Origin of the sequence: Cytobacillus sp. IB215665 (assembly GCF_033963835.1) — a bacterium.
Taxonomy (GTDB): Bacteria; Bacillota; Bacilli; order Bacillales; family SM2101; genus Nanhaiella.
Map to the genome: position 1 here is coordinate 116597 of NZ_JAXBME010000005.1, position 26635 is coordinate 143231.

Below are 26635 nucleotides of genomic sequence, written 5' to 3' on the forward strand. Positions count from 1 at the left end.
AATGATAAGTATTCTATGCTGTAAGTTGGATTTTCTTTACGTCTCGCGTCGGATTGAGAGTGAAATGTTCCCAAATAAATCAATAAGTTAGAAAAATTTTGTAAAAACCTCTTGAATATCGACATCGATGTCGTTATAATAATAAAAAACGACATCGATGTCTACTATAGGGAAGCAGGGGGAGAAATTTAAATGAAAAGATTAATGAAAAATAAAGGTTATGTAACATTAATGGTCGCTCAGGCTATATCAAGTATTGGGGATTGGTTAAGTATTGTCGCTATCATAACTCTCGTTGGTTTGAAGTGGAATGCTACACCGATGGAAGTATCCCTCATCTTTTTGTGTTTGGCTGTTCCAATGGCGCTGTTAGGTCCAGTAGCAGGAGTTGTGGCAGACAGGCTTAATAGAAAGACGTTAATGATAGTATCCGACGTTGTACGTGCAGGACTCATCCTTATATTGACGATTGCTGATGCTATATGGATGGTATATATTTGTTTGTTAATAATTGGTGTGTTTTCGGCGGTGTTTGTTCCTGCTAAAAACGGTAAGTTAAAAGAACTAGTACCTCAAGATGATATGAAGGGTGCCATGTCAATTACATCTATGATTGATTCAACTACGAAGGTAATCGGGCCATTATTAAGTGGGTTATTAGTTGCAGCAGTTGGTGCAAAACTAGTATTTTATATCGATTCAGCAACTTTCATCGTGTCAGCTCTAATCATTTTGTTTTTACCAAATGCGATAAATTCGTTACAAGATGAAATTAATGAAGAAGAACACGTTAAATCGTCATTTAAAGCTGATTTTGTTTTGGGGATGTCGTTTATTAAATCCAATAGATTCATGCTTGTAGGTATGTTCTTTTTAGGATTTAGTCTATTAATATTACAGTTATCTGATTCTCAAATTATTGTGTTAATTAGAGAGTTAACGACAGCATCTCCTGACTTGTTTGGGTATGTAGTTGCAGCAGCTGGCGTAGGGACGTTTTTTTCCGGATTATTATTAGCGAAAAAAACTGAATATAATGCATTTCCGTTAATGCTAATAGGCGTTTGTGGAATCGGCCTTAGTTTTGGTATGATGTCCGTATTAACTTATGTTGATTTAGACTATTCGATTATATGGGGTATTGTACTTGGATTTTTTGCAGGGTTTGCAGCTGGCGTTGTTTTTGTACCATTTTATGCAACTGCTCAGGTTGAAACACCTGGTCATATGACAGGAAGGGTATTTGGGGTTATTAATAGTGTTACAACAACGGCAACGATTATTGGGCCGCTACTAGGTGGATGGCTTGCAACGTCAATAGGAGTCATTCCAACGTTTATGATTACTGGCTCACTCTTAATTATCGTATCATTCATAGGGTTTCTCGCAAAAAACAGCATAGAGAGGGGAAAGGATAATGTGTCCGAAAGTAAGCCAGGAGCATCTACAGAAGCGACGAACTAAAATAATAAAGGCAGCAGTACAAGTGTTTATAAAACATGGGTACGAAAGAGCTACGATGAAGCATGTGATGGAGGAAGCTGAAGTAAGTAGGGGTGGATTGTATCAATATTTCTCAAATAAAGAAGATTTATATGAAACGATTTTAAAGGAAGCCTTAGTAAAAGAAGTTTCAGAAAACAAAGAATTGTTGGAAGGAAGCGTAGACTCATACTGGGAGTTACTATTAACGAGCATGCATGGTAAAGCAATGGAGCCTAGTGATGAATTGGATAAATTTGTTCCAAGTAATTTAGAGTTCTTTATCACAGGTAGAAATGATGAGCGTCGAATAAAATATGGCAGAGACCGGTATTATAATGTTTTTGAAATATATGACTCTGTCATTAAAGCGGGACAAAATAGTGGAGAATTTAGTAATAAGTATAATAGTGAAATTATCGCAAGATCGATTGTCGCTTTTAATGATGGCATAGCTCTCCATTCTATTTTACCAAAGGAAGATATTAAGATAAAAGAACAGTCTATTATGTTTATTGAATATTTAAAAATGGCATTGGGAGTAGATAAGCCTAAGTAAGGTTTTCTTATCGTGCCTTTCCTTCAATGAACTGTTTATTTCGATGGTAAATGTTCTGAAAGCAAAGAGAACAAAGAGGAGCAATTTGTTACAAATAGTGAATATAAATCGTAGAGTTGTTTTTATTGGTATCTAAGGTCTATGACATGTGAGTCTAATTTTAAAGTTAGGCTCTAGTATTTATTTAAGGCTGCTCTCGCATAGATTGTTGTTTTCGTTCTAAAAAATAAACACGTATACAATTAGGTTACGTGGCAACTTTTCTTCTGTAAAACAGTGCCTGTTGTATAAAGCGACATCTTTATCTCAAAGTTTTCGAACGATAGCAATAAAGTTTCCGAAAAAAGAGCCTTTTTTAAACAAACGTTTGTTTAATGTGTCATTCCAGCTTGCTAATTCTGGTTCGTATACCCTCGTACTAATTAATATTCCTAGCATTCTGTCTTCAGAACATGCTCTTTTTGTAAACTTTATTGTTTTGTAACTAATAATAGATAGTGTGCTATCCGAGCGCCATCTAACGTAGCATAGTTACCATGTACATTAGATGTAAACTCTTTAATATTTCTAGGACGAAGTATAACAATATATGAGCAAACAGCAACAATACGTAATAGGATAAAGCGTGATGTAGCTGACCTATGTTAACAAGTAGAAAAAGAACTATGGTAACTTATATAGATTAATAGAATAGTAGATAAGAGAGGGTTTTTACATGATAACAATAGGGCTTATAAGGCATGGAGTTACTGAATGGAATGATTTAAACAAAGCTCAAGGCGTATCAGATATCCCTTTAAATGAAAAAGGCAGGAAACAAGCTTTAGCTGTCGCGAATCGCTTATTTAAGGAAGAAAATTGGGACGTACTTATTACAAGTGACCTACAAAGAGCAATAGAAACGGGACAAATTATTGGTGAGAAATTAAACTTACCTATTGCTTTTGTCGATGAAAGAATACGTGAAATAAACTGTGGGGAAATTGAAGGTACAACTGAAGAGGAAAGAGTAGAAAGATGGGGTAGAAAATGGTTTGAGATGGACCTTGGCATGGAAACATTTGATGATGTTGCAAAGAGAGGTGCCGAGTTTATAGAAGAAATAGTACATAAGTATCAACATAAAAGAGTGCTATTAATAAGCCATGGCGCTTTAATCGGTCTCACTTTGAAGCACTTGCTTCCTGATAAATTTCAGAAAGTATATTTACATAATACGTCAGTTACCATATTAAATAATATAGAAGGTAAGTGGGCTTGTAACCTTTATAATTGTACGAAACATCTGAGGTAGTAACTCTTTTTTCAACCTTTTGGAGTAGAGCTTCTAAATCTAATTATTGATGAAAAATATATACCTTTCTCCGACGTTAACGACGTCGCTTTTTTTTATGATTAAAGTAACACTAGACAAAGGAGAGAGGGACAGATGAAGAATAAAGTTGTGATGATAACTGGAGCGTCTAAAGGGTTAGGTAAGGCATTAGCGATAGCTTTTGCAAAGGAAGGTGCAAATTTAGCCATTTGTGCAAGGGGTAAGGTAGCCTTACAGGAAGTGGAGCAAGAGTTACTTTCATATGGTGTAAAGGTGTTAGCAATGAAGGCTGATGCATCTGAGCCTAGAGATGTGGAAAGATTTGTGGCAATCACGGAAGATACTTTTGGTCATATTGATGTGCTAATTAATAACGCTTCAATGCTAGGGCCAAGTCCGATGCCATATTTACTTGATTATCCTGAAGAGGATTTTCAGCAAGTCATAAAAGTTAATACAGTTGGTCCGTTTCTTGTAACTCGACGCGTCATTAGTAGTATGCTTCAACGAAATAAAGGGTCAATTATTAATGTTACTTCTGAAGCTGGTCATGTTGGTTATGCTGGATGGGGTGCTTATGGTATTTCAAAATTTGCATTAGAAGGATTAACAGAAACGTGGGCAGATGAGGTTGCTGAAACAGGAGTACGAGTAAATATGGTTGACCCGGGAGAGATGGACACTGAAATGCATGATCTTGCTGTTCCAGATTGCGATTATCCTCTTGCAAACCCAAACGATTTAACAGATGTTTTTCTCTATCTAGCTTCTGATAAAGCTAGTGAGGTTAATGGACAAAGGATAAATGCACAAACATACCTTGAAGACAAGGAGGGTTTATGATGCAGACTGCTTTGAACTTTGAACTACCTAATCAACTCAATGCATCATCACCTCCAGAAAGACGAGGGCTTCGAAGGGATTTTGTGAGAATGATGGTACTGAATCGTACAAATGGAGCAGTAGATCATTCAACATTTTTTAACTTAGACAAATTTTTAGCAGCAGGAGATGTACTCGTTTTAAATAATAGTCGAACAGTCCCTGCCATTTTATATGGTGAGCAACTTCGGGATCATAATGAAGTAAAGAAACGAGTTGAAATACGTTTGGCACATCGACTTACAGATAGTAGTTGGGAAGCATTAGTTGTGAATGATGATGTAATGGTCGGTGATCGCTTGATGATTTCACCTACATTATGCGCTACCGTGAAGGAAGACAGAGAACCTTTCTTTTTACTACAGTTCTCGTTAAAAGGCTCAGAGCTTTATGAACAAATTTATTCGCTAGGTGAGCCCATTCGATATGAATATATAACAGAGCGGTGGGGGTTAGATTATTATCAAACTGTTTATGCAGCACAGCCAGGGTCGGTAGAAATGCCATCTGCAGGGCGTGCATTTAGTTGGGAGCTTTTATTAAAGCTTCAGCGAAAGGGAATTAAACTAGCATTTATTCAGCTTCATACAGGATTAAGTTATTTATTGGATGATAAATATCATCAACAACCATCTGAAAATAATGAATCATATGATGTACCTCCAGAAACAGTTAAGATAATTAGAGAAGCAAAACGAAATGGTAATAGAGTAATAGCTGTCGGTACGACTGTTGTAAGAGCATTGGAAACTGTTGCAAACGAAGGGGAGATATTATCATCACAAACAGGGTGGACGAATTTATATATAACAAAAAATTATCCTTTACAAATTGTCGATGGCTTAATTACTGGGTTTCATGAACCTGAAGCTAGTCACCTACAATTATTATCAGCATTTATTAATGAGGGTTATTTAATGGAGGCATATCGGAAAGCCATTAAGGAAGGCTATTTATGGCATGAATTCGGTGATATGAATATGATCTTATGAGCTTAATCAAAGGCTTTCACCATATTGCGCTTGAGGTTCAGCATGTTAGCAAGTCCATTCAGTTTTATCGAAAACTGGGTTTTGATATTGAAAGGACAATCATTGTTGAAAATGAGCCAATCACTTTTCTAATATTTGATCAGTTCCGCCTTGAATTGTATGAAAATGAACGGGCATCTTCTAGTGACGATATTCATTTTGCGTTTGAAGTTGAAAGCATACACAATATTATTGCTTGGCTAAATGAGAATGAAATCAAGATTGTAGAAGGTCCATTGGAATTGGATAATGGATGGCAAACGGTCTTTGTAAGTGGCTTGGACGGTGAATTAATTGAATTTATACAGTGCGAGTAAAATAATGGGATTGGTAGTCAGCCTATAAATGGCATACTTGCTTTTCTGCTATGTAAGGAGGATACTCATATTCACGAGATAGTGATTTTAAAAAACTAGCTTCTACTTTGTAATTATACGAAGTAGAAGCTTTTTTGCTCGCTTAATAATGCATTTATTTAGCTTTTTCTTCAAATGATTTGGCTATTTCTACAATTACATTTGTTGCTTTAAGCATATTTTCCACCGAGATAAACTCATATTTACCGTGGAAGTTTTCACCACCTGTAAAGATATTAGGTGTAGGCAGTCCCATGTATGAGAGTTGCGAACCATCCGTACCACCACGAATTGGTTCTATAATTGGTTTAATTTCAAGCTTTTCCATTGCTTCATGTGCAATGTCAATGATTTCTTTAACGGGTTCAATTTTTTCTCTCATGTTGTAATATTGATCATTCATTTCTAAAACAATATTGTCATTTCCATATTCCGCTTTGAGTTCATCAGTAATCTTTTGAATCATAGCTTTTCTAGCATTAAATTTTTCTCTATCAAAGTCACGGATAATATAATTTAATACAGTGTGCTCAACGTCTCCTTCAATGGAAATGAGATGGTAAAACCCTTCGTATCCATCTGTGTATTCTGGTGCTTCCTCTTTTGGAAGGCGTCGATTAAACTCCATTGCAATTTTAGCTGAATTGACCATTTTTCCTTTGGCAGAGCCTGGATGTATATTGTTTCCTTTTACTTTAACTTTTGCTCCTGCTGCATTAAAGCTTTCGTATTGAAGTTCTCCTAGTGGCCCTCCGTCAATCGTATAAGCATATGTAGCATTAAATGCATCAACATTAAACTTATGAGGTCCTCTACCAATTTCTTCATCAGGTGTAAATGCTACTCGAATTTTACCATGTTTGATTTCTGGGTGCTTAATTAAATAAGCCATTGCGGTCATAATTTCTGCAATACCAGCCTTGTTATCAGCACCTAGTAAAGTCGTACCATCTGTTGTAATGAGTGTATGTCCTTTGTAGTCAGCTAGATAAGGAAAGTCCTTTGGAGAAAGTGTGATATGTAATTTTTCATTTAAAACAATAGCGTTTCCATCATAGTTTTCAACAATTTGTGGCTTTACACCTGTACCTGTAAAGTCAGTTGCAGTATCCACATGTGCTAAAAAACCAATCGTTGGCACTTCTTTATTAGTATTAGAAGGGAGGGTAGCCATAACATAACCATTTTCATCAATTGAAACTTCCTCCATACCAATTTCCTTTAGTTCATCTACTAACATATTAGCAAGTGTCAGCTGACCAGGAGTTGAAGGACATGTTTGACTCTCTTCATTGGACTGAGTGTCCACTTTTACGTAAGAAGTAAATCGTTCGATCATTTCATTCTTCAACATTAACTATCATCCCCTTTTCATGTATATTTTCATCTTACCATAATGACGATTCCAAGCACTAATAAGGATTCTTTAGCGGATGTTTTCTTTTAAATGAGAAAACAAGCTGGTATTTATTTATGCTTATTTTGTAGGCTTTGTTGAGATTATAATTAATTTGGGGTTTAAAAATTTATGTTTACAATAACTTGCCGACTTTAGAATTGTTGGTTTTCTATAAAAATACAAGTCGCTAAAAGAACAACTAGTCTATATGAAAGTTATCCTCGAAAACAGTCGATGACAACATCTATCATTTCTTCTATATGTAACTATCACACATCACTTGGTAAATGCAATGGAGGTCAGACCGCAAATTTGATTTAATTGTTTATAAGTGTTAGAGTTTTATTATTATTTAGGTGTAAAATGAATATTACGATAAAAAAATTGCTCTCGTTCTTGGGTTTGTTGCGACAACAATCTTGATAAAGGGAGTATCTTTTTTTGGTTATAAATCGTTATAAGTTTTGGGGGAGGGATGAAGTGATGAAAGCTAAAGAGCCTTTATGGACTAAATCGTATATTATGCTTATGTTAGGTAACTTATTTGTTTTCATGTCGTTTCAAATGTTGATTCCAACGTTACCTCCATATATTAAGTCAATAGGTGCGTCAGGATTAGAAATTGGCTTAGTTACAGCGTTGTTTTCAATAGGTGCTGTATTGAGTCGACCGTTTATTGGGTATATGCTTGAATATAAGGAGAGAAAGTCACTTGTGATAATAGGTGTCATCTCTTTATTAATAGTTACGTTACTATATCCAGTATCTCAATTAGTTGTCCTTTTTTTGGTTTTTAGGTTTTTACACGGGCTTGCTTGGGGATGGTCTACAACGGTCAATGGAACGGTAGCTTCAGATATTGTACCTAGTTCTCGTTTAGGGGAAGGTTTAGGATATTTTGGCCTTTCTATTACGCTTGGAATGATTATCGCTCCAAGTCTAGGAATTTATTTATTTCAAGTTACATCATTTTCTAACCTAATATATATTTCTGCAATATTAGGACTTATCTCTATTTGTTTATTATTTCTTATTCGTTACCAAACTCCAGATACAGTTAAAGCAACAAAAAAAGAAGACTTAAAGTTTTCTTATTTGGGCTCATTAGTTGAAAAATCTAGCTGGTATCCAGCTTTTATAACTATCATAGCAACATTTGGCTACGGTTCTGTTGTAACATTTATCGTCATATTTGGGGAAGAACGTGGTATAGATCAAATTTTTCTATTTTATTTGTTTAATGCGATAATGGCGACTATTTCTCGTCCAATTGCTGGAAAATGGTTTGATAAAAATGGTCCAATGGGAATTGTGTTAAGCTGTCTTACGTTAACCTTTATTGGGTTATGGGTACTATCAATGGCTTACTCTAATTTATTTATTATTATTTCAGGTATCTTATTTGGAATTGGTTTTGGATCATTAATTCCAACATTACAATCGTGGACGTTATCTAAAACACCTCCTAATCGTCGAGGTGTAGCGAATGGAATGCTGTTTTCAGCTATTGACCTTGGTATTGGTTTAGGTGGATTAGTATTTGGTATTTTAGCAACGTTTTTTGATATAGCTACATTGTTCCAAATATCCAGTATCTTTCTAGTAATAGCAATAATAGCTACATTATTTGAAGGACGAAAAAATAAAATTACTCAGCAACATTCAGTATCATCTTAAGGTAATAAAGAAACTTCTCAATTATATAGAGAAGTTTCTTTTTTTAGGCTGTTTTGCATTAATTATTTTACGTAATTTGAGCTAAACATGGATATAAATATTCTTCTTGGCTTCTTCTCTAAAGATTATTAAAAGCATAGCACACATTCTGTTACTTAAAATATATGTGAAAAAAGGAACAAAGCTTAAGAAAATAGCCTTAGCCAATGGTCTGCATTTTAAAATAGACAGTGAAGGGTGTATAATTTAAGTTAAGAATAATTGTCTATTTTTAGTGATTTGAGTCGAATTTTTTATGGGTTGAAAGGACTGATTATCATGTTTTTGGATTGGTTTAGTTCATTAAATCCAACGGTACAAGCGTTATTAGGTGGCATGCTTACATGGGGGTTAACTGCGCTAGGAGCAGCGACAGTTTTCTTTTTTAGAAAAATTGATAAGCATATTTTAAATATGATGTTAGGTTTTGCAGCTGGTGTAATGATTGCTGCATCTTTTTGGTCACTATTAGCTCCATCGATTGAATTTAGTGAACAGAATGGTCAAATTCCTTGGTTAGCACCAGCCATTGGTTTTTTACTAGGTGGGTTGTTTATACGGTTATTAGACTTTATCGTGCCACATTTGCATTTAGGTGAGAAAAAAGAAAAAGCAGAAGGCCCTGAAACGAAGTTTCAGAAATCTACACTGTTATTTTTAGCTATAATGTTACATAACATCCCTGAAGGTCTTGCGATAGGTGTAGCTTTTGGTGCTGCTTCGTTGGGGATTGGTGAAGCATCTTTAATTGGTGCTATTGGTCTTGCAATAGGAATTGGTATTCAAAATATGCCGGAAGGAGCTGCTCTTTCAGTTCCATTAAGAGGGGAAGGGATGTCTAGGGCACGAGCATTTCATTACGGACAGCTCTCAGCAATTGTTGAGCCGATTGCAGCTGTCATTGGTGCAGCAGCAGTTTTACTCGTTCAACCTATTCTTCCATATGCGTTAGCTTTTGCAGCAGGTGCGATGATTTTTGTTGTCGTTGAAGAACTTATTCCAGAATCTCAATCATCTGGCAGCACAGATTTGGCTACACTTGGACTAATGGGTGGCTTTGTCGTCATGATGATTTTGGACGTAGCGTTAGGGTAACAGAGATGAGAAGCAGACCCTGATAGGATCTGCTTGTTTTGTTTTTAACAATTAATTTTAGTATGATGTTGATTTTATGTATGTTTTTCATTTAAACTTGAAAAACAAATGATGATACTTACGTGTAAACAGTATTATAAAGTATAAATTTTTAATTAAATTAACGATACAAGATACGATATTTAGTTCGGGCACGTTCCACTCGGGGGGACTTCACCAATTCCAGCGCCTGCAGGTGTAATGCGATTATAGGGCATTACTGGGGAGAGGCAGGATGGCAACATACCACCGTTGTCATCAGAGGACGAGGTCTCGTATTTAGGTGGAATTGAAGGTGCTTACGCTTCTTTTATTGGAGAGAATGGAAATGAATAATCAAATAAATGAGACGTATGACATTATGGAAGTATGTCTACTTGCAGGAAAAATAATGTTACAAAGTGGAGCTGAAACATATCGGGTTGAAGATACAATGACGCGTATCGCAAGAGCTTTTGATGTGAAGGAATCACATAGCTTTGTTACTCCAACTGTCATCATTTTATCAATTGAAGGGGTAGATCCGACTAAGACTAAACTAGTTAGAATTTCTGAAAGAACGACAGATTTGCATAAAGTTACTTTAGTTAATAGTATTTCAAGGCAAATTAGCAGTGGTGAATTAACTATTGAGCAGGCATATCAATCATTAAGAGAAATAGAACAGTCCAATGTAGCTTTTCCATTTTTTGTGCAAATTTTAGCTGCAGCTTTTACCAGCGGTTGCTTTTTAATTATGTTTGACGGAGAGTGGCGAGATTTCATACCAGCATTTATTGCTGGTGGTGTGGGCTTGTTTTTTGTGATTTATTTACATAGGCTAGTCCCCATAAAGTTTTTTGCTGAGTTCACATCTTCAGTCATTATTGGTTTGTTAGCTTTATTGTTTGTGCAAATTGAGCTTGGGTATGAACTCGATAAAATTATAATAGGTTCAGTTATGCCATTAGTTCCTGGTTTGCTCTTAACGAATGCTGTAAGAGATTTAATGGCTGGTCACCTCATGTCAGGCTTAGCAAAAAGTGCAGAAGCCTTATTAACTGCATTTGCAATTGGTTCGGGGATAGCAGTGGTGTTTATGATCTTTTAGAAAGGGGCTGTAAGAATGATTATAGAACAACTTGTAACAAGTTTTGTTGCAGCAGCAGCCTTTGGCATTATGTTTAATGTTCCAAGAAAATCGTTGATTAAGTGTGGCTTTGTTGGGATGTTAGGATGGATCATTTATGTCTTGTTAACGGATAATGATATCGATTCAGTATTTTCAACAGTTGTAGCATCGTTTGTAGTTGCTGTAATGAGTCAGATTTTTTCCAGAATGTATAAAACACCAATTATTGTTTTTATCGTATCTGGAATTATCCCTTTAGTACCAGGTGGGTTAGCCTATGATGCAATGAGGAATTTTGTTCAAAATGATTATAATACTGCAATAAATTTAGCAGCTAAGGCATTTATGATTTCAGGTGCTATTGCCATTGGCCTTGTGTTTTCGGAAGTAATCAATCAAGTAATTAGAAAATCAAAACTTACATTAAATAGATCAGGCTACTCAAAATAGTAGCTATGTAATAAATATATATTGGCTCTCGCATTGGTTGTTGCTTACGTTCTAAGATATAAGTATGTATCCATCTAGTGTTTGTGGCATCTACTTTTACCATTATTGAGGTCTCTCATAAAACCAACATACATTCATTTCTTAGAGAAAATAGCAAAAAACATTCCGAAAAGAACCATAAAAACAGACTCGTTAGTTCTGTTTCTTTTTGTATATGAATATATTTTTAGGAAGCACGTTTCTTATTCATGCAGTGCTAGTATGTTTAATAATTTGCTTAATAGAGAAAACGGCGCAGCATGGCTAGTAAAAGAGCTATCTTAGTAAAACAGCTACATCTAACAAGATTATTTATTAAATTTTTCATAATTGCATATGAGAATGCTGATTGGTAAGGGTTGATAGTATACACGACCATATCTAAATGATATGATAATAAGCAAATATATCCAGTATTGGGGTGGTGAATATAGTGGAAAGTATAATGATTCCGCTTCGTAAATTAGGTAAATCGAATCTGGAGATTTCTGCACTGGGACTTGGTACTTGGCAATTTAGTAAAGGTAATGGCATGGTAGGTCGTTTTTGGCCAGTGTTAGAAAAAGAAGAGATCCAAGAGATCGTAAAAATTAGTTTAGAGGGCGGTATTAATTGGTTTGACACAGCAGAGGTGTATGGGAAAGGGAAGTCAGAGGAAGGACTTGCTGATGCATTGAATGGTCTTGGAGACAAGGCGAAAGATGCATTGATTGCTACAAAATGGTGGCCTGCTATGCGTACTGCAAAATCAATTACGAAAACAATTGATGAGAGGCTGAAGGCGTTAAAAGGGAGAAAGATAGATTTATATATGGTTCATCAACCATTTTCTTTTTCTAGTGTTAAAGCTGAAATGGATGAAATGGCTGAGTTGCTGAAAAGTGGGAAAATCCGTCATGCGGGTGTAAGTAATTTTAATGAAGAGAAAATGAGGGAAGCACATAAAGTATTGGATCAACATGGTTTTCCACTCGTTTCTAATCAAGTCAAATATAGCTTATTAGACAGGAGAATTGAGAAGAACGGTATATTGGATGCTGCTAAGGAACTAGGTATCACACTTATTGCGTATTCTCCGTTAGAGCAAGGGCTACTCACAGGGAAATTTCATAAAAATCCAGATTTAATTAAAAATATGTCGGGGCCACGCAAACACTTTTCTTCTTTCAAAACATCTACACTTGAAAGAACGAAACCACTGATTGATTTGCTTGATAAGTTAGCTGATGAATACAATGTCTCACCAAGTCAAGTTGCTTTAAATTGGCTCATCCACTTTCATGGGGAAACGATCGTTGCCATCCCTGGTGCAACAAAAAAACATCATGCACAAGAAAATATTGGCGCACTAACATTTAAATTGTCACAAAATCATCTTGATGAATTAGATATGGTGTCTAGAGATGTTTCTGTGAAATAATTGAAATACATATATAAAGTAGCCAACACTAGAATTCAACGAGTTGAATTCATGGTTCAACCTCGTTGAATTCTATAAAGCTTTGCCTTAGCTTGTTTGGATTATTAAATAGATTTCTAATGTGCTTAAGTATGAATCGCTTCTAATAGCTAAGTGTTTAGCTACTCCATAAATGAAATACGCTTCCTTATCCCTTCAATCTATTAAACTACCCGTTTATAATAAACTAGTGTTAAGTTATCGTTTATTTTTTTGTGTAAACCTGTCTTTGTATAGCCCATTTTTTCATATAAGTAACAATTTTGCTTTTCCTCTAGGATCGTTGATAATTCCCAGCTCTTTGCTTGAGGGTACATTTGCTCAATTAACTGTAATGTTTTTTGAGCAATCCCATTTCCCTGATAAGTTGGGAGAATAAACATAGGGCTTATCCAAAATCGTGTTTCTTCTTTCCAACCTATACATGTCGCACCAATTAGTGTTTGATTGACGTTGATTTTATAAAATCTACTGTTATGATCGGTAATTCTTGTAATTACTCGATCAATTTTTTCGTTTGCAGGGTTTGTTTCATAATCTTTATACTTCTGTAATAATGGTGTAAATGCAGCTATTTGTATATCAAAAATAGCTTGTGCATCAGCTTTTGTTGCTATGTCTAGTTTGGGTTCCATCATCTTCACTCCAGTATATTGACGATTAGTTTTACAATTCTAAGAGAAGCTAATGTTAGTGTGCTTACTTTTTTGTTCGGATATTTATTTTAACGGCTACATCCACATTTACATTGTAGAAGGTTCATTTCCTTGTGCCTATTAATGACAGGTGACCACTCATTATTTACCAATAGTAACATAAAACAAATGGAACCTTAACAACTCCCTTGTTATCTACATTTTTTCAATAAGCATTCCAATCCAAAATAATTTAAAAATTTAGATAGAAAAGGTATGATAGAACTTAAATCGGATTTGTAATGTATGGAGGATTATTTATGCCAAGAGTGCTATCATTTCTTAAACCGTACCGTCTCCCAGTTATCATTGCACTGTTGCTTATGCTTACTGAGTTAATAGTAGAGCTATGGCAACCGTTGTTGATGGCGAAAATTATTGATGATGGGATTCTACAACAGGATATGACTGTCGTGTTGAAGTGGGGCGGATTAATGATTGGGTTATCGTTTATCGCTTTTATATCAGGAATTATTAATACATTCTATGCTGCGCATGTGGGTCAGAGCTTCGGCTACGATGTGAGGCAGGAATTGTTTAAAAAAGTTCAGTCTTTTTCATTTGCTAACTTTAATAAGTTTCCGACATCATCACTCGTTACCCGTACGACGAATGATGTAACACAAGTGCAAAACACAGTGTTTATGAGCTTGCGAATTATGTTACGTGCACCGTTATTAATTATCGGTGGAACGATTATGGCGCTCATTGTGAATGTGAAGCTAGCTCTTATTTTTTTAGCAAGTGTGCCGGTATTGTTCATCTTTCTTCTTTGGGTTATGAGAAGAGGGTGGCACTTATTTCAGTCTGTGCAGAAAAAGCTAGACACTGTAAATAGAGTAATGAGGGAAAATTTAGCTGGTATGAGATTGATTAAAGCTTATGTAAGAAAAGATTACGAGTCGGATCGATTCTCAAGTGCTAGCGCTGAGTTAAGAGGCGAGACAGCAGCAGTGTTTAGGTTACTAGAAATAACCGTGCCAATCTTACTTTTAGTTATGAATATTAGTGTAATTGCTGTTCTTTGGTATGGGAATACTGGTGTAATTGCAGGAGATGTAGCGGTCGGAGAAGTTGTTGCAATTGTTAACTATGCGACGCGAATTACAGCTGCTCTATCGGTATTCTCGTTTATCATTATGGCTTTCTCACGTGCAAGTGCATCTGCTGAACGTATTACAGAAGTGCTTCAAACAGATATTGATGTCGTGAATTCATCTGATACGAATTCGTCATTGCAAATAAGAGCAGGAAAAGTAGCTTTTAACAATGTTTCATTTCAATATCCAGAAAAGCAAGATTCAGTTATACAGAATATATCCTTTGAAGTAAATCCTGGAGAAACAGTCGCCATTTTAGGGGCAACTGGCTCAGGTAAAACATCTATTATTCAGCTTATTCCCCGTCTTTACGATGTGAGTAAGGGCAGTATTTTTATAGATGATCACGATATAAAAACGATGAGGCTTGAACATCTCCGCAGAAGCATAGGGGTCGTTCCTCAAGATGTATTATTATTTACAGGTTCAATTAAAGAGAATATACGCTGGGGGAAAGAAGATGCTTCTATGGATGAAATCATTGAAGCAGCTAAACACGCTCAAATTCATGAGACGATTTGGGAGCTTCCGAATAAGTATGAAACAGAACTAGGTCAAAAAGGAATAAACTTATCAGGTGGCCAAAAGCAGCGGATTTCCATTGCAAGGGCACTTGTAAGGAGACCTAAAATCTTGTTATTAGACGATAGTACGAGTGCGCTGGATGTACATACTGAGTCAAAATTATTAAGAGCGTTAAAAACATATGCTTGCACTACATTAGTCATTACTCAAAAAATTAGTACTGCTAAGCAAGCAGATAAAATCTTACTAATAGATGAACAGGGTAACATACAAGAGGGGAATCATAAGTATTTATTAGCTTATTCAGAGCTTTATAACAAAATTGTTCATTCACAGCTTGGAAAGGAGGCGCTTTATGATGCTCAAGCAACTAACTAAGCCTTTCCAATATAAAAGAATTGATGAACAAAATGACAAAGCAACTCAAGTTCAATCATCTAAAAAGAAGCCACAACAATGGTTAACAACATTAAAAAGGGTTTGGATGTACTTATCTTATAAAAAGAGCTTACTCTCGTTAGTATTATTTATGGTTGTTGTAAGCTCAAGCCTTGCAATTATAGGACCATTTTTATTAGGGGTAGCGATTGATGATTATATTAATACGTCAAATACTGAAGGTTTTATAAAGTTATTAATCGGCTTAGCAGTTATATATGTATTACGATCTTTAGCGCTATTATTACAAAACTATTGGATGATTGGTATCGCGCAACAAACAGTTTATACGATGAGAAATCAGCTTTTTGAACATCTCCATAAGCTTCCAATCCCATATTTTGATAAACGCCAGCATGGTGAGCTTATGAGTAGGGTAACGAATGACATTGAAAATGTGAGCTCAACGTTAAATAGTTCAGTTATTCAAATTTCATCGAGTATACTTACGCTAATCGGAACTGTTTCAGTTATGATATGGCTAAGTCCATTGCTTACGTTGATCACGATGACAATTATCCCTTTGTTAATTATTGGGATGAGGTGGATTACAAAGAGAACGAGAAGAGTGTTTAAAGAGCAGCAACGAAATCTAGGTGATTTAAATGGATACATTGAAGAAATCATATCTGGACAAAGAATCGTTAAGTCTTTTTCTCAAGAAGAACGAGTCATTTCTGAATTTATGGTTAAAAACGAGAGATTAAAAGGGACAGCGTTTTGGTCCCAAACTTATTCAGGTTTTATTCCTAAAGTAATGAATGTCCTAAACAATCTAAGCTTCGCCTTGATTGCAGGAATCGGTGGTTTATTTGCACTAAATGGTATGATTTCTATCGGTACAATTGTTATTTTTACGGAATATTCAAGACAATTCACTCGTCCCTTAAATGACTTAGCAAACCAATTTAACACACTATTATCAGCTGTTGCGGGTGCAGAGCGAGTGTTTGAGGTATTAGACGAAGATGAAGAAGAAGTCAAAGGGACAAATTTGACCCATCTACAGTCTATTCAAGGTAAAGTGGATTTTTGCAATGTTTCTTTTTCGTATGAAGAAGCTGAAAACACGATAACTGATGTCAGCTTTGCTGTCACTCCTGGTGAAACAGTTGCCCTTGTCGGTCCTACAGGTGCTGGGAAATCAACAATTATTAACTTACTATCGAGATTTTATGATGTGGATAAGGGGAAGGTTTTAATTGACGATCGAGATGTAACGACTGTAAATAGAGCGAGCTTACGACGTAATATGGGCTTTGTATTACAGGATCCATTTTTATTTGAAGGAACAATAAGAGAAAATATTCGTTATGGAAGGCTAACTGCAACTGATGAAGAAGTTGAACAGGCTGCAGTTTTGGCAAATGCTCATTCCTTTATTCAACGATTACCACAACAATATGAGACAATATTAACACAGGACGGTTCTGGAATAAGTCAAGGGCAAAAACAGTTATTATCTATTGCCCGAGCGATTCTAGCAGATCCATCTATCTTAATTTTAGATGAAGCAACAAGTAGCATCGATACGATTACAGAAATTAAAATACAAGAAGCACTACAGCGATTAATGAATGGTAGAACAAGCTTTATTATTGCTCATCGACTGAATACTATTAGTAAGGCTGATCAAATTTTGGTATTAAATAATGGTCGTATCCTAGAAAAAGGGACACATGAATCACTATTAGAGAAAAAAGGATTTTATGAAAAAATGGCAGGAATTTCTGTTAATTTGTCGAATGCAACAATGGGGGATTAGTATATACATTTTCATGCGTTAAACAGGGATAATAATAGAAGGTGGCTCTTGGTTACAAAGACACAAATCCAACTTACAGCAAAAAGGGTTTGGGAAACTGTTACTAGAGTCACCTTTTAATTAAGGAGAATCCTAAATTAAATTAACTTCAACAATCGCCCTACCATGAGATTAATAGTAAACTGCCTCTTAGAGGAAATGGAGTTATTTATAGAGGGTAAGGCTATATTCACATAATAATTATTATTAGTAACAATACGTATAAATTCGTGTTTGTGAAATCTTCATCTAAGTGACAAAACCGCCGTTTTGCTGTTATTTTTGTTTAATTACTAAAGATATTATCGTGTATAAATTTATTTGGAAAATTATATAAGAAAATGAAACTCTTTGACTGTTTGGCACGTATATGAGATGTATTATAAATATACTGTTGGAGGTTGGTTCAATGAATGATTCGATGCTATTCATAATTATTATGGCTACATTATTACTTATAATCAATGTTGTAATGATTCCAATTCAGTATGCTTATTTCAAAAAGATAGAGGAGGAAAAGAAGGAGAAAAAACTTTCTCAAGGAGAATTTTATGATGAAATGGAATTCCAAGAGCAATTACTCCATTTCAATACACATTCTAGCATATTTATTTTCCCAGCAAACTTCATTGCATATTCAATCTATAAGAAAAGAGTTCGTAGACAGCTTGCATAGGTAATTTAAACAAACGTTTGATTAAACTGAAACGATTGGATCACATAACACCAAACACGAATTAATGAGCCTACATTATTATAATCAGTGTTTGGTGTGTGTGGTCTTTCTTAATAGAAATTGCTCAAGCCTTGTTCAATCCTGTATTTATAAATCTCTTAGATCGCTTTTTTATTGAAATATGTTAAACCGCTAACGAAAAATGCAAGAAAGCTACCTAATATAACAAATAACAACGTTACTAAGGAGAAGTTTAATACACCAAATGTAGTATCACCACTCGGTAACATTGCTAAAATGGGTTGGGCCCAAGGGTAATAAGGTCCGTATTTTGATTGAATGATTAAGATATTTGGTATTGTAAAAATTACATTTATTGCCAACGGAGCAGCAAAGCTAGCCCATGCAATAGATACAAATATTTGTAAAGCAGCTAGGGGGAATGTTGCGATCCAACCACCAAGTACCCCACGAAGCAACATGTCCCAAGGAATCGCATGATCAAAACCTCTTATTTGACCGACAGCAAGTAAAGCTATTAAAAATAACAGCTGTGTAACGAGCAGTATAATCATTACTAATAGCAACTTTGACATATATACGTTTGTCCGAGAAACGGGCAAGGCTAAAAGTTGTTTCCAACTATCTCCAACATGCTCATAACGACAAACGAACGCTGCAAATATACCAGTTAATAACGGTAGAAATAACAATGCATGAACAATCGTCATCATACTAAGTGTATAGAACCAGTCTGCGCCTGGAATTTCTATCGGTGTTAATAAGCCTGTAATAAAGGCAAGTGCAGGACTTACAAAAATAAGTAACCAAATCGGTGATTTTCTAAGCTTTAACCATTCAGAGCGTAGAATATTATTAAATGCTTTCACTTAATTCACGTCCCTTCGCCCAAAATCAATAAGGCTAAGCACAAAAATAACCATACCTACTAATATACCTGCTAAAACAGTGTATTCTACCTTACTCCAATCATTGATAAGCATTGGCCATTTCCAAAAAAACCAGTCAGGCAGCACGATAGAATACATCGATAGTACGCCACCTAAAATACCGATAGTTAAAGGTATTGCTTGATTTTTGAATACAATTGATAACCAAATCTGCAAAGTTAAAATCGGCAGTGCTGCGAAAAATGGATAAAAGGATACTTTTAAGAGTTTTATATAAGGTATACTCATTCCAAATTTTAATATAAAACCAAGAATGATTGAGCCTACGGCTAATAGTAAACAAGACATGAATAAGAGCATGGCTGATAAATAAAATTTTGAAGAAAAAACGGTAATTCGTGAAACAGGTAAAGCTAAAAGCTGCTTCCATGAATTCACTTGGTGCTCTATATTAGCTATCATCGACGTAATTATAGCAATTCCTAGCACTAATGTTGGCGTAGCTAATTGCTGAATATTTTCTAGGAACCCTCCCCATAAATCAGCGGCATAATAATTTGTAAGATAGTCATAGCGTACCCCAAAGTTTACCGCTTGTAAGGCTATAACACCAAACGGACCTAAAAAGATGAGAAACCATATCATTTTTTTTCGTACTTTTAACAGGTCTGAAGATAATACTTTTGCGATCATAGGCTACCAGCCTCCCCAACGAGTTCGAGGAAGATATCTTCTAATGATTTTTTTATTTCCTCTACACGATAAATTGATACATTTTCATGTACGAGTGTTTTAATGATATGTGCAATTTGAAAATCCGTTATGTTGTCAAATAATAGTGCTGAATCATTTTGTTCAACTGTATATCCATTTGCTAGCATTGTGCGGTAAGCTATATTAGCGTCACTAACTGCAACATGCATTTTACTCTTTGCCCGTTGCCTTAATGTTTCAATAGGATTTTGAAAAATCATTGAGCCTTTTGAAATGACACCAACTTGTGTTGCCATTTGGTCAATTTCACTAAGTAGGTGGCTAGAAACGAGAACGGTGATTCCATGTTCTTTCGGCATATTTTTGATTAACTCGCGAATTTCTAAAATACCTGAAGGATCAAGACCGTTAGTAGGTTCATCCAAAATAAGTAATTCGGGATTCCCTAATAATGCAGTAGCAATCCCTAATCGTTGCTTCATTCCAAGAGAGTAGCCTTTCACAGCCCTTTTTGCATCCTTTGTTAAACGTACAATTGAAAGGACTTCGTCAATTCTCTTTTTTGGTACGTCAAGAATTCTTCGCACAGCTTCCAAATTTTCATAGCCAGTTAAATGGCCATAGTAAGATGGAGATTCAACAAGAGAGCCAGTCTTTCTAAGGACTGAAAGCTTATCTTGTTTTAGATGTCGTCCGAATAAAAAAATTGACCCTGAAGAAGGCTTCATCAATCCTAAGAGCATTCGGATGGTAGTTGTTTTTCCTGCGCCATTTGGTCCTAAAAATCCATAAATTTCTCCAGGTTTTATTTCTAAATTTACTCGATCAACTGCGATTCTTCCTTTGAAGCGTTTCGTTAAATTTGTCGTTTGAATAATATATTCACTCATTATGATCACCTCGTCTTTCATCCTACACACCGTAGGTTAAAACGAGAGGAACTGTTAGTTTAAATTTTGTTTAAAATGTACCAAATTGAGGGGAAAGCGTCAGTTGTACAACTTATACTGGGTTTTTCAACACCTTGATACTGAAAAAATCAAATTATTATTACTGTATCTTTAAAACAGAAATTAAGATTGAAATTTATTCATGAATCGGCGGTCAATCCAATTCTTTACATACCATGTCCACTTCCCTGAAATAGCAAATGTACTATAAGTTAACATCGCATGATGATTGCCAATAGATATTAATGCTAAATAATTTCTTTGAGGTTGATATTCAAGTAAATCCTTCTTCTGTAGAATACGGTTAAGATTTCTCCATAATAGCGGACCTTGTCTAACAGCGGTTACACCATTTTTAGGTATATTTGGGTCTGATTCGATAGAAATACAGTCACCTGCCCCAAATATATGAGGATATCTTATGTTCTGTAATGTGCTTTTTACGAGCATGTAACCCGAAGAATCTGTCGGTAAGGATGAATTTCTAAATAATGGTGAAGCTTGAGGTCCCCCTAAATATATTAAGTGAGAGTAACTGATTCTATTTCCTTTTTGTGTAATTAAGTTTTCCTTTGTTACTGTGGTTATACTTTCATCACTAACTACATTTAATCCAGATTTATATGCCAATTCTGTTATGATCTTTGATGACCTTTCCCCAGCAGAATGGAGTAGGGGAGATGAATGAACTAACGTGACTTCACTGTCATTAGGGGTATATTTTTTTTTCCATGCTAACAATGATAGAGCTATTTCAATACCAGATGCCCCACCTCCGACAATAACTGGATGCTTACTATCGCGTAAATCATTTATATGTTTAGGGAAAAGATGATTCGGCTTAACTGCAATACTATTGTTAGCTAGATTTGGTATATTGGGATTGATATTTAAGGAGCCGATATCAAAGGAAACGTAATCATAAGAAATCGTTTGCCCACTTGCTGAGTAAAGAGTATTGTTAATAGGGTCAACGGAGCTTATTGTTTCTTCTTTAAATTGAATACCCACCCATTTCGATAATTGTAATAAATCAATTCTTATGTCTGATTCTTCATATAATCCTTCTACAAAACCTGAAAACATACCAGAGTAATACTGATATCTAGAGCTAGAAACTAGAACCCATTCAATATCAAGTTGTTTTGTTGTCTTTAGGTTTTTCACACAGTGGAGATGGCTATGACCTCCACCAACGAGTACAATCCTTTTCATATCTAAGTCAGCCCTTTTAGTAGTTTGTTCTTATCATACTCTTATAGACGAGGAAGGAAAAAGAATATGCTAATGTAAAAAGAGTATCAGTTGACATAAATAGTCGCCGATAAAACTTAAGAAATTCTTTAAGAATTGCTGATTACAATAAGAAATGTGAAAAAGAAATTGCTGATTAATATTTGTTGTAACTCTGCTGTTACAGGATTAAAGAGTAAAAGATATCTGCTTCATAATATACTAAGGGTTTTTTCCTAAACTTTGTTGCTCTTGCTATCAAATTAGTAACATAAAAAGTGGTTTTATATTGTTAGCTATCGTTGTACAGAAGAAAAGATGCCACGAACGCTAGTTGTGTGGGTGTTTACTTCTTAATACGAAAATAACAGACATTGCGAAAATAATATAGATTTATCAATTAGAGTTAAAGCTAGGAATCTTCTGAAAAAAAATAGAAAACCAAATAGAGGATGTTCTCACAATATTTGATAAATACAATGTTGACGAAGAAAGAATACTAATATGGCTTTTATCTTCAATTTTAGATCAGGCGTTATGGATTAAGGATACCATGAAAAATTAATACAATCTCCAAATTCAGAACAGTATTCAAAATTTACAGAGCGAGATAAAAACTAAGTCAAATCTGCTAGAATTAAAAAGGAAAAAATTATAGAATATAATGTAATTGATGAAGACAAGGAAGAATTTGGTCTCTTTTATTAATTATTTATAGCAAAGAGTATTGTATTGGAAAATTAGATCGTCAGATGAATCAGAGTTTGAAGAGTTAGTGGCAGACATACCAAATGAGGTGCAAAGTTTCATTAACTCAGAAGATATCAGGAAGACTATTAAAGATGACCAGTATAAAATAACTATAACAAGTAAAGATGATAAAGACGTAGTAATATTAAAGAATTTGCTTGAAGGATAAATATATTTGTGTAACTAGTTTAGCGCAAAGTTTATAAGGAGGGGTTCTTCTGTTACCTAAAGAGAAAGTTTTAATGGTAGTCCATAATATCGAAGTTGAACGCGGAGGAATGACGTCTGTAATGCTTAATCGCTCTAGAGCATTAGCGGAAAAAGGATATAATGTAAGCCTTGTAACTTTAGATGATAACAATAGATATCAGTCTATCTCCGAAGAACTAAGAAAAATAGGGCGATTGTCAGATAAAGTCGGTATTCTAAATGTTTATGATTATTATAAAGATCTTAATACAAGAGGTGGAGTTTCTGATGAACAACTAAGGTATTATGGTGAAGCTTCAGATATTTACGAAAAGGGATACGACATCCAATCGGATGAGTTACAGGCAAAATTTTACGCTAGATACTTTAAAGATGGAGTATATGTCAAATATAAAAAATGGAACAAAGATTTCACATTAAGCCATATAGATTACTTTGACAATCAAAGAAACAGAACATCACGAGAAATATTTAATAAGAAAGGTTATATCGAAAAAATAATATTCTTTAATGTAAATACCAATAAACAGCATCAAGTTATTTTCAAAACAGAAGACGGATTTACTTATTTAAATAAGTGGTTTAATCCTGAGAAAGGGAATCTTCAACAGCAATTTCTATTTACACGTAATACTAACCGTGCTTCTTTGTTTAAAAATAACATAGAATTGCATTCACGTTGGTTGAATGAGATCTGCGAAAAAGAAGAAAGCAAACCGTTTGTAATATGCGATGGCATAGGGTCTGCAGATAAAATTTTATCGATGGATAAAGCATTAGCTTTTAGAATTTACCCTTTGCACACAAACCATTTTCAAGAGCCTTACACATTCGGAAGTGAGATAAAAGAGAAGCATAGAAAAATATTGACAAATTTGATTGATTTAGACTCATTGGTTGTCTTATCTGAAGATCACAAGATTGATATAACTAATCAATTTGGCAATTTTGGAAATGTTGATGTAATACCGAACTCAATAACTAAAAAAAATCATGACATAGTCAAAGATGACTCTCAAGAAATAGCGATTGTAGCTAGGTACGACAAAATAAAACAAATTGACCATGCCATTAAGGCCTTTGCAAAAGTAGTTAATGAATTCCCTAATGCTAAGTTGAATATATATGGAAATGGCGCTGATGAGGAAAGATTAATAAAATTGATTACACATATGAATCTGCATGCCAATGTATTTATAAAAGGTTACAGCAAGGATGTGTCTTCGGTTTATAATGAATCTCTTGTGACACTTCTAACATCAAAATCCGAAGCATTTGGCCTTGTAATTGCGGAGTCAATGCTTAATCAAACCCCTGTGATTAGTTATGATATTAATTATGGGCCAAGAGATATTATAACTAATAATATTGACGGATTTCTTGTCCCTAAAGACAATATAGAAAAACTTGCGGATAAAATTATATTTTCACTAAAAAATCAGGATGAAATTAAAGAAATGGGCTTAAAAGCTAAACGAAATATTGAACTTAAATTTACAAACGAAATCATCTCAAAAAAATGGATTAATTTATTCGAGACATTGAAATCAAAAGATCTTATTGAGTTATAAATTAATAATAAAAAAACGACCTTTAAGGTCGTTTTTATTTTAAAGGAGGAGGTTTATGTCAAATCTTGTAGCTACATTATCAATAACTAACTGGCCGTCTCTTTTAAGTGCATTTGATATCAAGGCTTGGTTTGAAGTTAAAAAAATCTTATACACGTTCCCTTACTACAAAAAATCTGTTATTAGATTATCCTTCTATTAAAGTAGTAATATTAAATCTCTTATAGATTATCATGCGGAAATAGGAGCATTTGTAGCCTACCTAATATGCCGCAACAAAGGATTATCACGAAAAAAAATGATGACTTTAATATTTTTTGGCTTTTAGCTGGGACTTACTCCTGATTTAAGAGAGGAGTCTTTAATGAGATTATCTTCTAAACCCACCCTCTGAATGGATGATTTGACCTGTGATCCATGCTGCTTCTTCGCTTACGAGAAATTTTATCGTCTTGGCAACATCAGTAGGTTCACCTATTCTACCGAAAGGAAATGATGGTTTTAGGTCATTCCTAATATTTTCTGTCATCCATCCAGTATCCGTAGGGCCTGGATTAACGGCGTTTACTGTTATTCCTAAGGGCGCAAGTTCTGCTGAGAGAGTAATCGTCAGTGCGTCAACTGCACCTTTCGTCGTTGCATAAGCCAATTCACCAGGCATAGGCCCTTGAAATTGCCCTGAAGTCAAGTTGACAATTCTTCCGCCAAATTGTTTTTCAAACTTTTGTGCAAACTGAATACTCAATAAAGTTGTCGCGCGAATATTGACCTTATAATGTTGATCTAGTTCTTTTGTAGTTAAATTAGCAAACGTGTTATTCGTAGAGTATGTAGCATTATTAATTAAAATATTAGGATACCCAAGTCGTTCAACGACCTGATTTAAGAGTAGCTCGGGTGCATCAGGATTTGATAGGTCCAACTCCATACAGGACACGTTGATACCTTTTTGTTGTAGCTCTTCTTTTAATTTCAATGGTTCATCTATTTCGATGCTCCAAGGCATGCTTTTATCGTAATCTGTCCAATAAGTGAAAAATATATGGCATCCTGTTTTGGCTAATTCTCTACAAATTGCAGCTCCAATTCCTTTAAGCCTACTTGCTCCAGTTATAATAGCAATCTTGCCCTTTAAGTCATTCATAGATATGTCCTCCTTACGAAAAATTATGATATTGTTATGCGAGTAGATAGATAACTAAACAATGTTTTGCAGACTGCTTAGATAGATAGTCATAAGATTGTTGGTATAATAATAGACAATTATGTTAGTGTCACAATTTTTTAAGGTTGAACTGTACACCTACGTTAACTACTGTATAAATTTAGCAAATAAAAAAGAATTTCACAATAACATATAGTTAAACAAGACAGTAAGAACTTTATGTGAAAGGAATGGAAGCGATATGAATATTAGACTTGCAGAAACAACAGATGTTGAACAATTAATAAAGATGAGATGGGATTTTACATTAGAAGATGATGTAAGTGGAAAAATACAAGATAGTGAATATAGTAAGTTTCACACAGAGTGTGAGTCCTTTTTAATAGAGTCATTAGCAAGTGACGAGTGGTTTATTTGGGTTGTAGAAATTGAAGGGAAAATCGTTTCACATATATATACAGAACTTGTACAAAAAGTGCCTAGGCCAGGGAGAGTAACTTATCCATTTGTATTTATGACCAATGTATACACTGTTCCAGGCTATAGAGGAACAGGTATAGGAAGTAAACTATTATCAACGATTAATAAGTGGGCAAAAGAACAAAAATATGAGTTTATTATTGTTTGGCCAAGTGACCAAAGTGTAGATTATTATAGCAGAAATGAATTTGAGCATTGTAAGGGAGCAATGATGAATACGATTAACTAAGATATTGTAAATATGGTGCAAAACCATTTTCTAGACAGATAACTTGGTACTGTTTGATATATATACATATACACCTTATCTTGTTTTAAACGCTGGCTATTCATTTTAGCCTTATATAACTTTTCATAAAATTAAGCTGTTTTCGCATAGATTGTTATTTTTCGTACTAAAAAAATACAACTAGATTTCGTGGCACCTTTTCTTCTGTAGAACGATGACTTTTACGTAAAATGACATTTATATCTTCTAGA

25 protein-coding genes are annotated in these 26635 nt (G+C 34.7%); 18 read left to right on the forward strand and 7 right to left on the reverse strand.

The annotated features are described in order from the left end of the window. Positions 1-192 precede the first annotated feature (192 nt). The 6 genes from SLH52_RS08775 (at position 193) to SLH52_RS08800 (ending at position 5586) form a co-directional block, all read left to right on the forward strand. Complete coding sequence (locus SLH52_RS08775) at positions 193-1464, forward strand: MFS transporter (protein WP_320208890.1); 1272 nt, start codon at positions 193-195, stop codon at positions 1462-1464. Then, positions 1418-2041, forward strand: coding sequence for a TetR/AcrR family transcriptional regulator (locus tag SLH52_RS08780; protein ID WP_320208891.1), 624 nt, complete (start codon positions 1418-1420; stop codon positions 2039-2041). Before SLH52_RS08775 ends, SLH52_RS08780 begins: the two co-directional genes overlap by 47 nt. Positions 2042-2756: 715 nt before the next feature. After that, positions 2757-3335, forward strand: a complete 579-nt coding sequence (locus tag SLH52_RS08785) for a histidine phosphatase family protein (protein ID WP_320208892.1) — start codon at positions 2757-2759, stop codon at positions 3333-3335. A 135-nt stretch (positions 3336-3470) separates the two neighbouring features. After that, complete coding sequence (locus SLH52_RS08790) at positions 3471-4199, forward strand: SDR family oxidoreductase (RefSeq protein ID WP_320208893.1); 729 nt, start codon at positions 3471-3473, stop codon at positions 4197-4199. Further along, positions 4199-5230 carry an S-adenosylmethionine:tRNA ribosyltransferase-isomerase gene (locus SLH52_RS08795; RefSeq protein ID WP_320208894.1) on the forward strand — a complete coding sequence of 344 codons (1032 nt, stop codon included), beginning with the start codon at positions 4199-4201 and terminating at the stop codon, positions 5228-5230. The genes SLH52_RS08790 and SLH52_RS08795 overlap by 1 nt, the downstream gene beginning before the upstream one ends. Next, positions 5227-5586, forward strand: coding sequence for a VOC family protein (locus SLH52_RS08800; protein ID WP_320208895.1), 360 nt, complete (start codon positions 5227-5229; stop codon positions 5584-5586). Before SLH52_RS08795 ends, SLH52_RS08800 begins: the two co-directional genes overlap by 4 nt. A gap of 154 nt (positions 5587-5740) precedes the next feature. Here the strand turns inward: SLH52_RS08800 and pepT are convergent, their stop codons facing one another. Beyond that, the gene (gene pepT / locus SLH52_RS08805) at positions 5741-6976 is read right to left on the reverse strand and encodes a peptidase T (protein WP_320209096.1); all 1236 of its coding nucleotides are present in this window, start codon (positions 6974-6976) and stop codon (positions 5741-5743) included. 531 nt (positions 6977-7507) lie between these two features. Here pepT and SLH52_RS08810 point away from each other — a divergent pair. The 5 genes from SLH52_RS08810 (at position 7508) to SLH52_RS08830 (ending at position 12894) form a co-directional block, all read left to right on the forward strand. After that, positions 7508-8701: an MFS transporter gene (locus SLH52_RS08810; RefSeq protein ID WP_320209097.1), complete on the forward strand. Its 1194-nt coding sequence runs from the start codon at positions 7508-7510 to the stop codon at positions 8699-8701. Positions 8702-9019: 318 nt separating this feature from the next. Next, positions 9020-9835, forward strand: coding sequence for a ZIP family metal transporter (locus tag SLH52_RS08815; RefSeq protein WP_320208896.1), 816 nt, complete (start codon positions 9020-9022; stop codon positions 9833-9835). A gap of 367 nt (positions 9836-10202) precedes the next feature. Then, entirely contained in the window at positions 10203-10964 is a 762-nt protein-coding gene (locus SLH52_RS08820) for a threonine/serine exporter family protein (protein ID WP_410626036.1), read from the forward strand. Positions 10965-10979: 15 nt separating this feature from the next. After that, entirely contained in the window at positions 10980-11435 is a 456-nt protein-coding gene (locus SLH52_RS08825; RefSeq protein ID WP_320208897.1) for a threonine/serine exporter family protein, read from the forward strand. Positions 11436-11907: 472 nt separating this feature from the next. Further along, the gene (locus tag SLH52_RS08830; RefSeq protein WP_320208898.1) at positions 11908-12894 is read left to right on the forward strand and encodes an aldo/keto reductase; all 987 of its coding nucleotides are present in this window, start codon (positions 11908-11910) and stop codon (positions 12892-12894) included. A gap of 203 nt (positions 12895-13097) precedes the next feature. Here the strand turns inward: SLH52_RS08830 and SLH52_RS08835 are convergent, their stop codons facing one another. After that, the gene (locus SLH52_RS08835; RefSeq protein ID WP_320208899.1) at positions 13098-13568 is read right to left on the reverse strand and encodes a GNAT family N-acetyltransferase; all 471 of its coding nucleotides are present in this window, start codon (positions 13566-13568) and stop codon (positions 13098-13100) included. A gap of 320 nt (positions 13569-13888) precedes the next feature. Between SLH52_RS08835 and SLH52_RS08840 the strand changes: the two genes are divergently transcribed. The 3 genes from SLH52_RS08840 to SLH52_RS08850 all read left to right on the forward strand — a co-directional run bounded on the left by SLH52_RS08840 (position 13889) and on the right by SLH52_RS08850 (position 18171). Then, positions 13889-15631, forward strand: a complete 1743-nt coding sequence (locus tag SLH52_RS08840) for an ABC transporter ATP-binding protein (protein ID WP_320208900.1) — start codon at positions 13889-13891, stop codon at positions 15629-15631. Further along, positions 15612-17456, forward strand: a complete 1845-nt coding sequence (locus SLH52_RS08845; RefSeq protein WP_320209098.1) for an ABC transporter ATP-binding protein — start codon at positions 15612-15614, stop codon at positions 17454-17456. Before SLH52_RS08840 ends, SLH52_RS08845 begins: the two co-directional genes overlap by 20 nt. Before the next feature lie 448 nt (positions 17457-17904). Continuing rightward, positions 17905-18171, forward strand: coding sequence for a DUF3949 domain-containing protein (locus SLH52_RS08850; protein ID WP_320208901.1), 267 nt, complete (start codon positions 17905-17907; stop codon positions 18169-18171). Positions 18172-18329: 158 nt separating this feature from the next. Here SLH52_RS08850 and SLH52_RS08855 read toward each other — a convergent pair whose 3' ends face one another. From SLH52_RS08855 to SLH52_RS08870, 4 genes are all read right to left on the reverse strand, one after another. After that, the gene (locus tag SLH52_RS08855; protein ID WP_320208902.1) at positions 18330-19061 is read right to left on the reverse strand and encodes an ABC transporter permease; all 732 of its coding nucleotides are present in this window, start codon (positions 19059-19061) and stop codon (positions 18330-18332) included. Beyond that, complete coding sequence (locus tag SLH52_RS08860) at positions 19062-19775, reverse strand: ABC transporter permease (RefSeq protein WP_320208903.1); 714 nt, start codon at positions 19773-19775, stop codon at positions 19062-19064. Beyond that, positions 19772-20686: an ATP-binding cassette domain-containing protein gene (locus tag SLH52_RS08865; protein WP_320208904.1), complete on the reverse strand. Its 915-nt coding sequence runs from the start codon at positions 20684-20686 to the stop codon at positions 19772-19774. The genes SLH52_RS08860 and SLH52_RS08865 overlap by 4 nt, the downstream gene beginning before the upstream one ends. Positions 20687-20869: 183 nt before the next feature. Beyond that, complete coding sequence (locus SLH52_RS08870) at positions 20870-21961, reverse strand: NAD(P)/FAD-dependent oxidoreductase (RefSeq protein ID WP_320208905.1); 1092 nt, start codon at positions 21959-21961, stop codon at positions 20870-20872. A gap of 745 nt (positions 21962-22706) precedes the next feature. Between SLH52_RS08870 and SLH52_RS08875 the strand changes: the two genes are divergently transcribed. From SLH52_RS08875 to SLH52_RS08885, 3 genes are all read left to right on the forward strand, one after another. After that, positions 22707-22898, forward strand: coding sequence for a hypothetical protein (locus SLH52_RS08875; protein WP_320208906.1), 192 nt, complete (start codon positions 22707-22709; stop codon positions 22896-22898). A 73-nt stretch (positions 22899-22971) separates the two neighbouring features. Next, entirely contained in the window at positions 22972-24510 is a 1539-nt protein-coding gene (locus SLH52_RS08880; protein ID WP_320208907.1) for a glycosyltransferase, read from the forward strand. A gap of 55 nt (positions 24511-24565) precedes the next feature. Further along, positions 24566-24712: a hypothetical protein gene (locus SLH52_RS08885; RefSeq protein ID WP_320208908.1), complete on the forward strand. Its 147-nt coding sequence runs from the start codon at positions 24566-24568 to the stop codon at positions 24710-24712. A 168-nt stretch (positions 24713-24880) separates the two neighbouring features. Here SLH52_RS08885 and SLH52_RS08890 read toward each other — a convergent pair whose 3' ends face one another. Beyond that, on the reverse strand, positions 24881-25654 hold the full coding sequence (locus tag SLH52_RS08890; RefSeq protein WP_320208909.1) for an SDR family oxidoreductase: 774 nt from the start codon (positions 25652-25654) through the stop codon (positions 24881-24883). Positions 25655-25916: 262 nt separating this feature from the next. Between SLH52_RS08890 and SLH52_RS08895 the strand changes: the two genes are divergently transcribed. Continuing rightward, on the forward strand, positions 25917-26384 hold the full coding sequence (locus SLH52_RS08895; RefSeq protein ID WP_320208910.1) for a GNAT family N-acetyltransferase: 468 nt from the start codon (positions 25917-25919) through the stop codon (positions 26382-26384). Positions 26385-26635: the final 251 nt, after the last annotated feature.

Excerpts from the sequence above, each read along its gene's own strand:
- SLH52_RS08775 (WP_320208890.1), top strand. The coding sequence starts at position 193 with ATGAAAAGATTAATGAAAAATAAAGGTTATGTAACATTAATGGTCGCT.
- SLH52_RS08780 (WP_320208891.1), top strand. The coding sequence starts at position 1,418 with ATGTGTCCGAAAGTAAGCCAGGAGCATCTACAGAAGCGACGAACTAAA.
- SLH52_RS08785 (WP_320208892.1), top strand. The coding sequence starts at position 2,757 with ATGATAACAATAGGGCTTATAAGGCATGGAGTTACTGAATGGAATGAT.
- SLH52_RS08790 (WP_320208893.1), top strand. The coding sequence starts at position 3,471 with ATGAAGAATAAAGTTGTGATGATAACTGGAGCGTCTAAAGGGTTAGGT.
- SLH52_RS08795 (WP_320208894.1), top strand. The coding sequence starts at position 4,199 with ATGCAGACTGCTTTGAACTTTGAACTACCTAATCAACTCAATGCATCA.
- SLH52_RS08800 (WP_320208895.1), top strand. The coding sequence starts at position 5,227 with ATGAGCTTAATCAAAGGCTTTCACCATATTGCGCTTGAGGTTCAGCAT.
- SLH52_RS08810 (WP_320209097.1), top strand. The coding sequence starts at position 7,508 with ATGAAAGCTAAAGAGCCTTTATGGACTAAATCGTATATTATGCTTATG.
- SLH52_RS08815 (WP_320208896.1), top strand. The coding sequence starts at position 9,020 with ATGTTTTTGGATTGGTTTAGTTCATTAAATCCAACGGTACAAGCGTTA.
- SLH52_RS08820 (WP_410626036.1), top strand. The coding sequence starts at position 10,203 with ATGAATAATCAAATAAATGAGACGTATGACATTATGGAAGTATGTCTA.
- SLH52_RS08825 (WP_320208897.1), top strand. The coding sequence starts at position 10,980 with ATGATTATAGAACAACTTGTAACAAGTTTTGTTGCAGCAGCAGCCTTT.
- SLH52_RS08835 (WP_320208899.1), bottom strand. The coding sequence starts at position 13,568 with ATGGAACCCAAACTAGACATAGCAACAAAAGCTGATGCACAAGCTATT.
- SLH52_RS08840 (WP_320208900.1), top strand. The coding sequence starts at position 13,889 with ATGCCAAGAGTGCTATCATTTCTTAAACCGTACCGTCTCCCAGTTATC.
- SLH52_RS08845 (WP_320209098.1), top strand. The coding sequence starts at position 15,612 with ATGCTCAAGCAACTAACTAAGCCTTTCCAATATAAAAGAATTGATGAA.
- SLH52_RS08850 (WP_320208901.1), top strand. The coding sequence starts at position 17,905 with ATGAATGATTCGATGCTATTCATAATTATTATGGCTACATTATTACTT.
- SLH52_RS08860 (WP_320208903.1), bottom strand. The coding sequence starts at position 19,775 with ATGATCGCAAAAGTATTATCTTCAGACCTGTTAAAAGTACGAAAAAAA.
- SLH52_RS08865 (WP_320208904.1), bottom strand. The coding sequence starts at position 20,686 with ATGAGTGAATATATTATTCAAACGACAAATTTAACGAAACGCTTCAAA.
- SLH52_RS08870 (WP_320208905.1), bottom strand. The coding sequence starts at position 21,961 with ATGAAAAGGATTGTACTCGTTGGTGGAGGTCATAGCCATCTCCACTGT.
- SLH52_RS08880 (WP_320208907.1), top strand. The coding sequence starts at position 22,972 with ATGGTAGTCCATAATATCGAAGTTGAACGCGGAGGAATGACGTCTGTA.
- SLH52_RS08885 (WP_320208908.1), top strand. The coding sequence starts at position 24,566 with ATGTCAAATCTTGTAGCTACATTATCAATAACTAACTGGCCGTCTCTT.
- SLH52_RS08890 (WP_320208909.1), bottom strand. The coding sequence starts at position 25,654 with ATGAATGACTTAAAGGGCAAGATTGCTATTATAACTGGAGCAAGTAGG.
- SLH52_RS08895 (WP_320208910.1), top strand. The coding sequence starts at position 25,917 with ATGAATATTAGACTTGCAGAAACAACAGATGTTGAACAATTAATAAAG.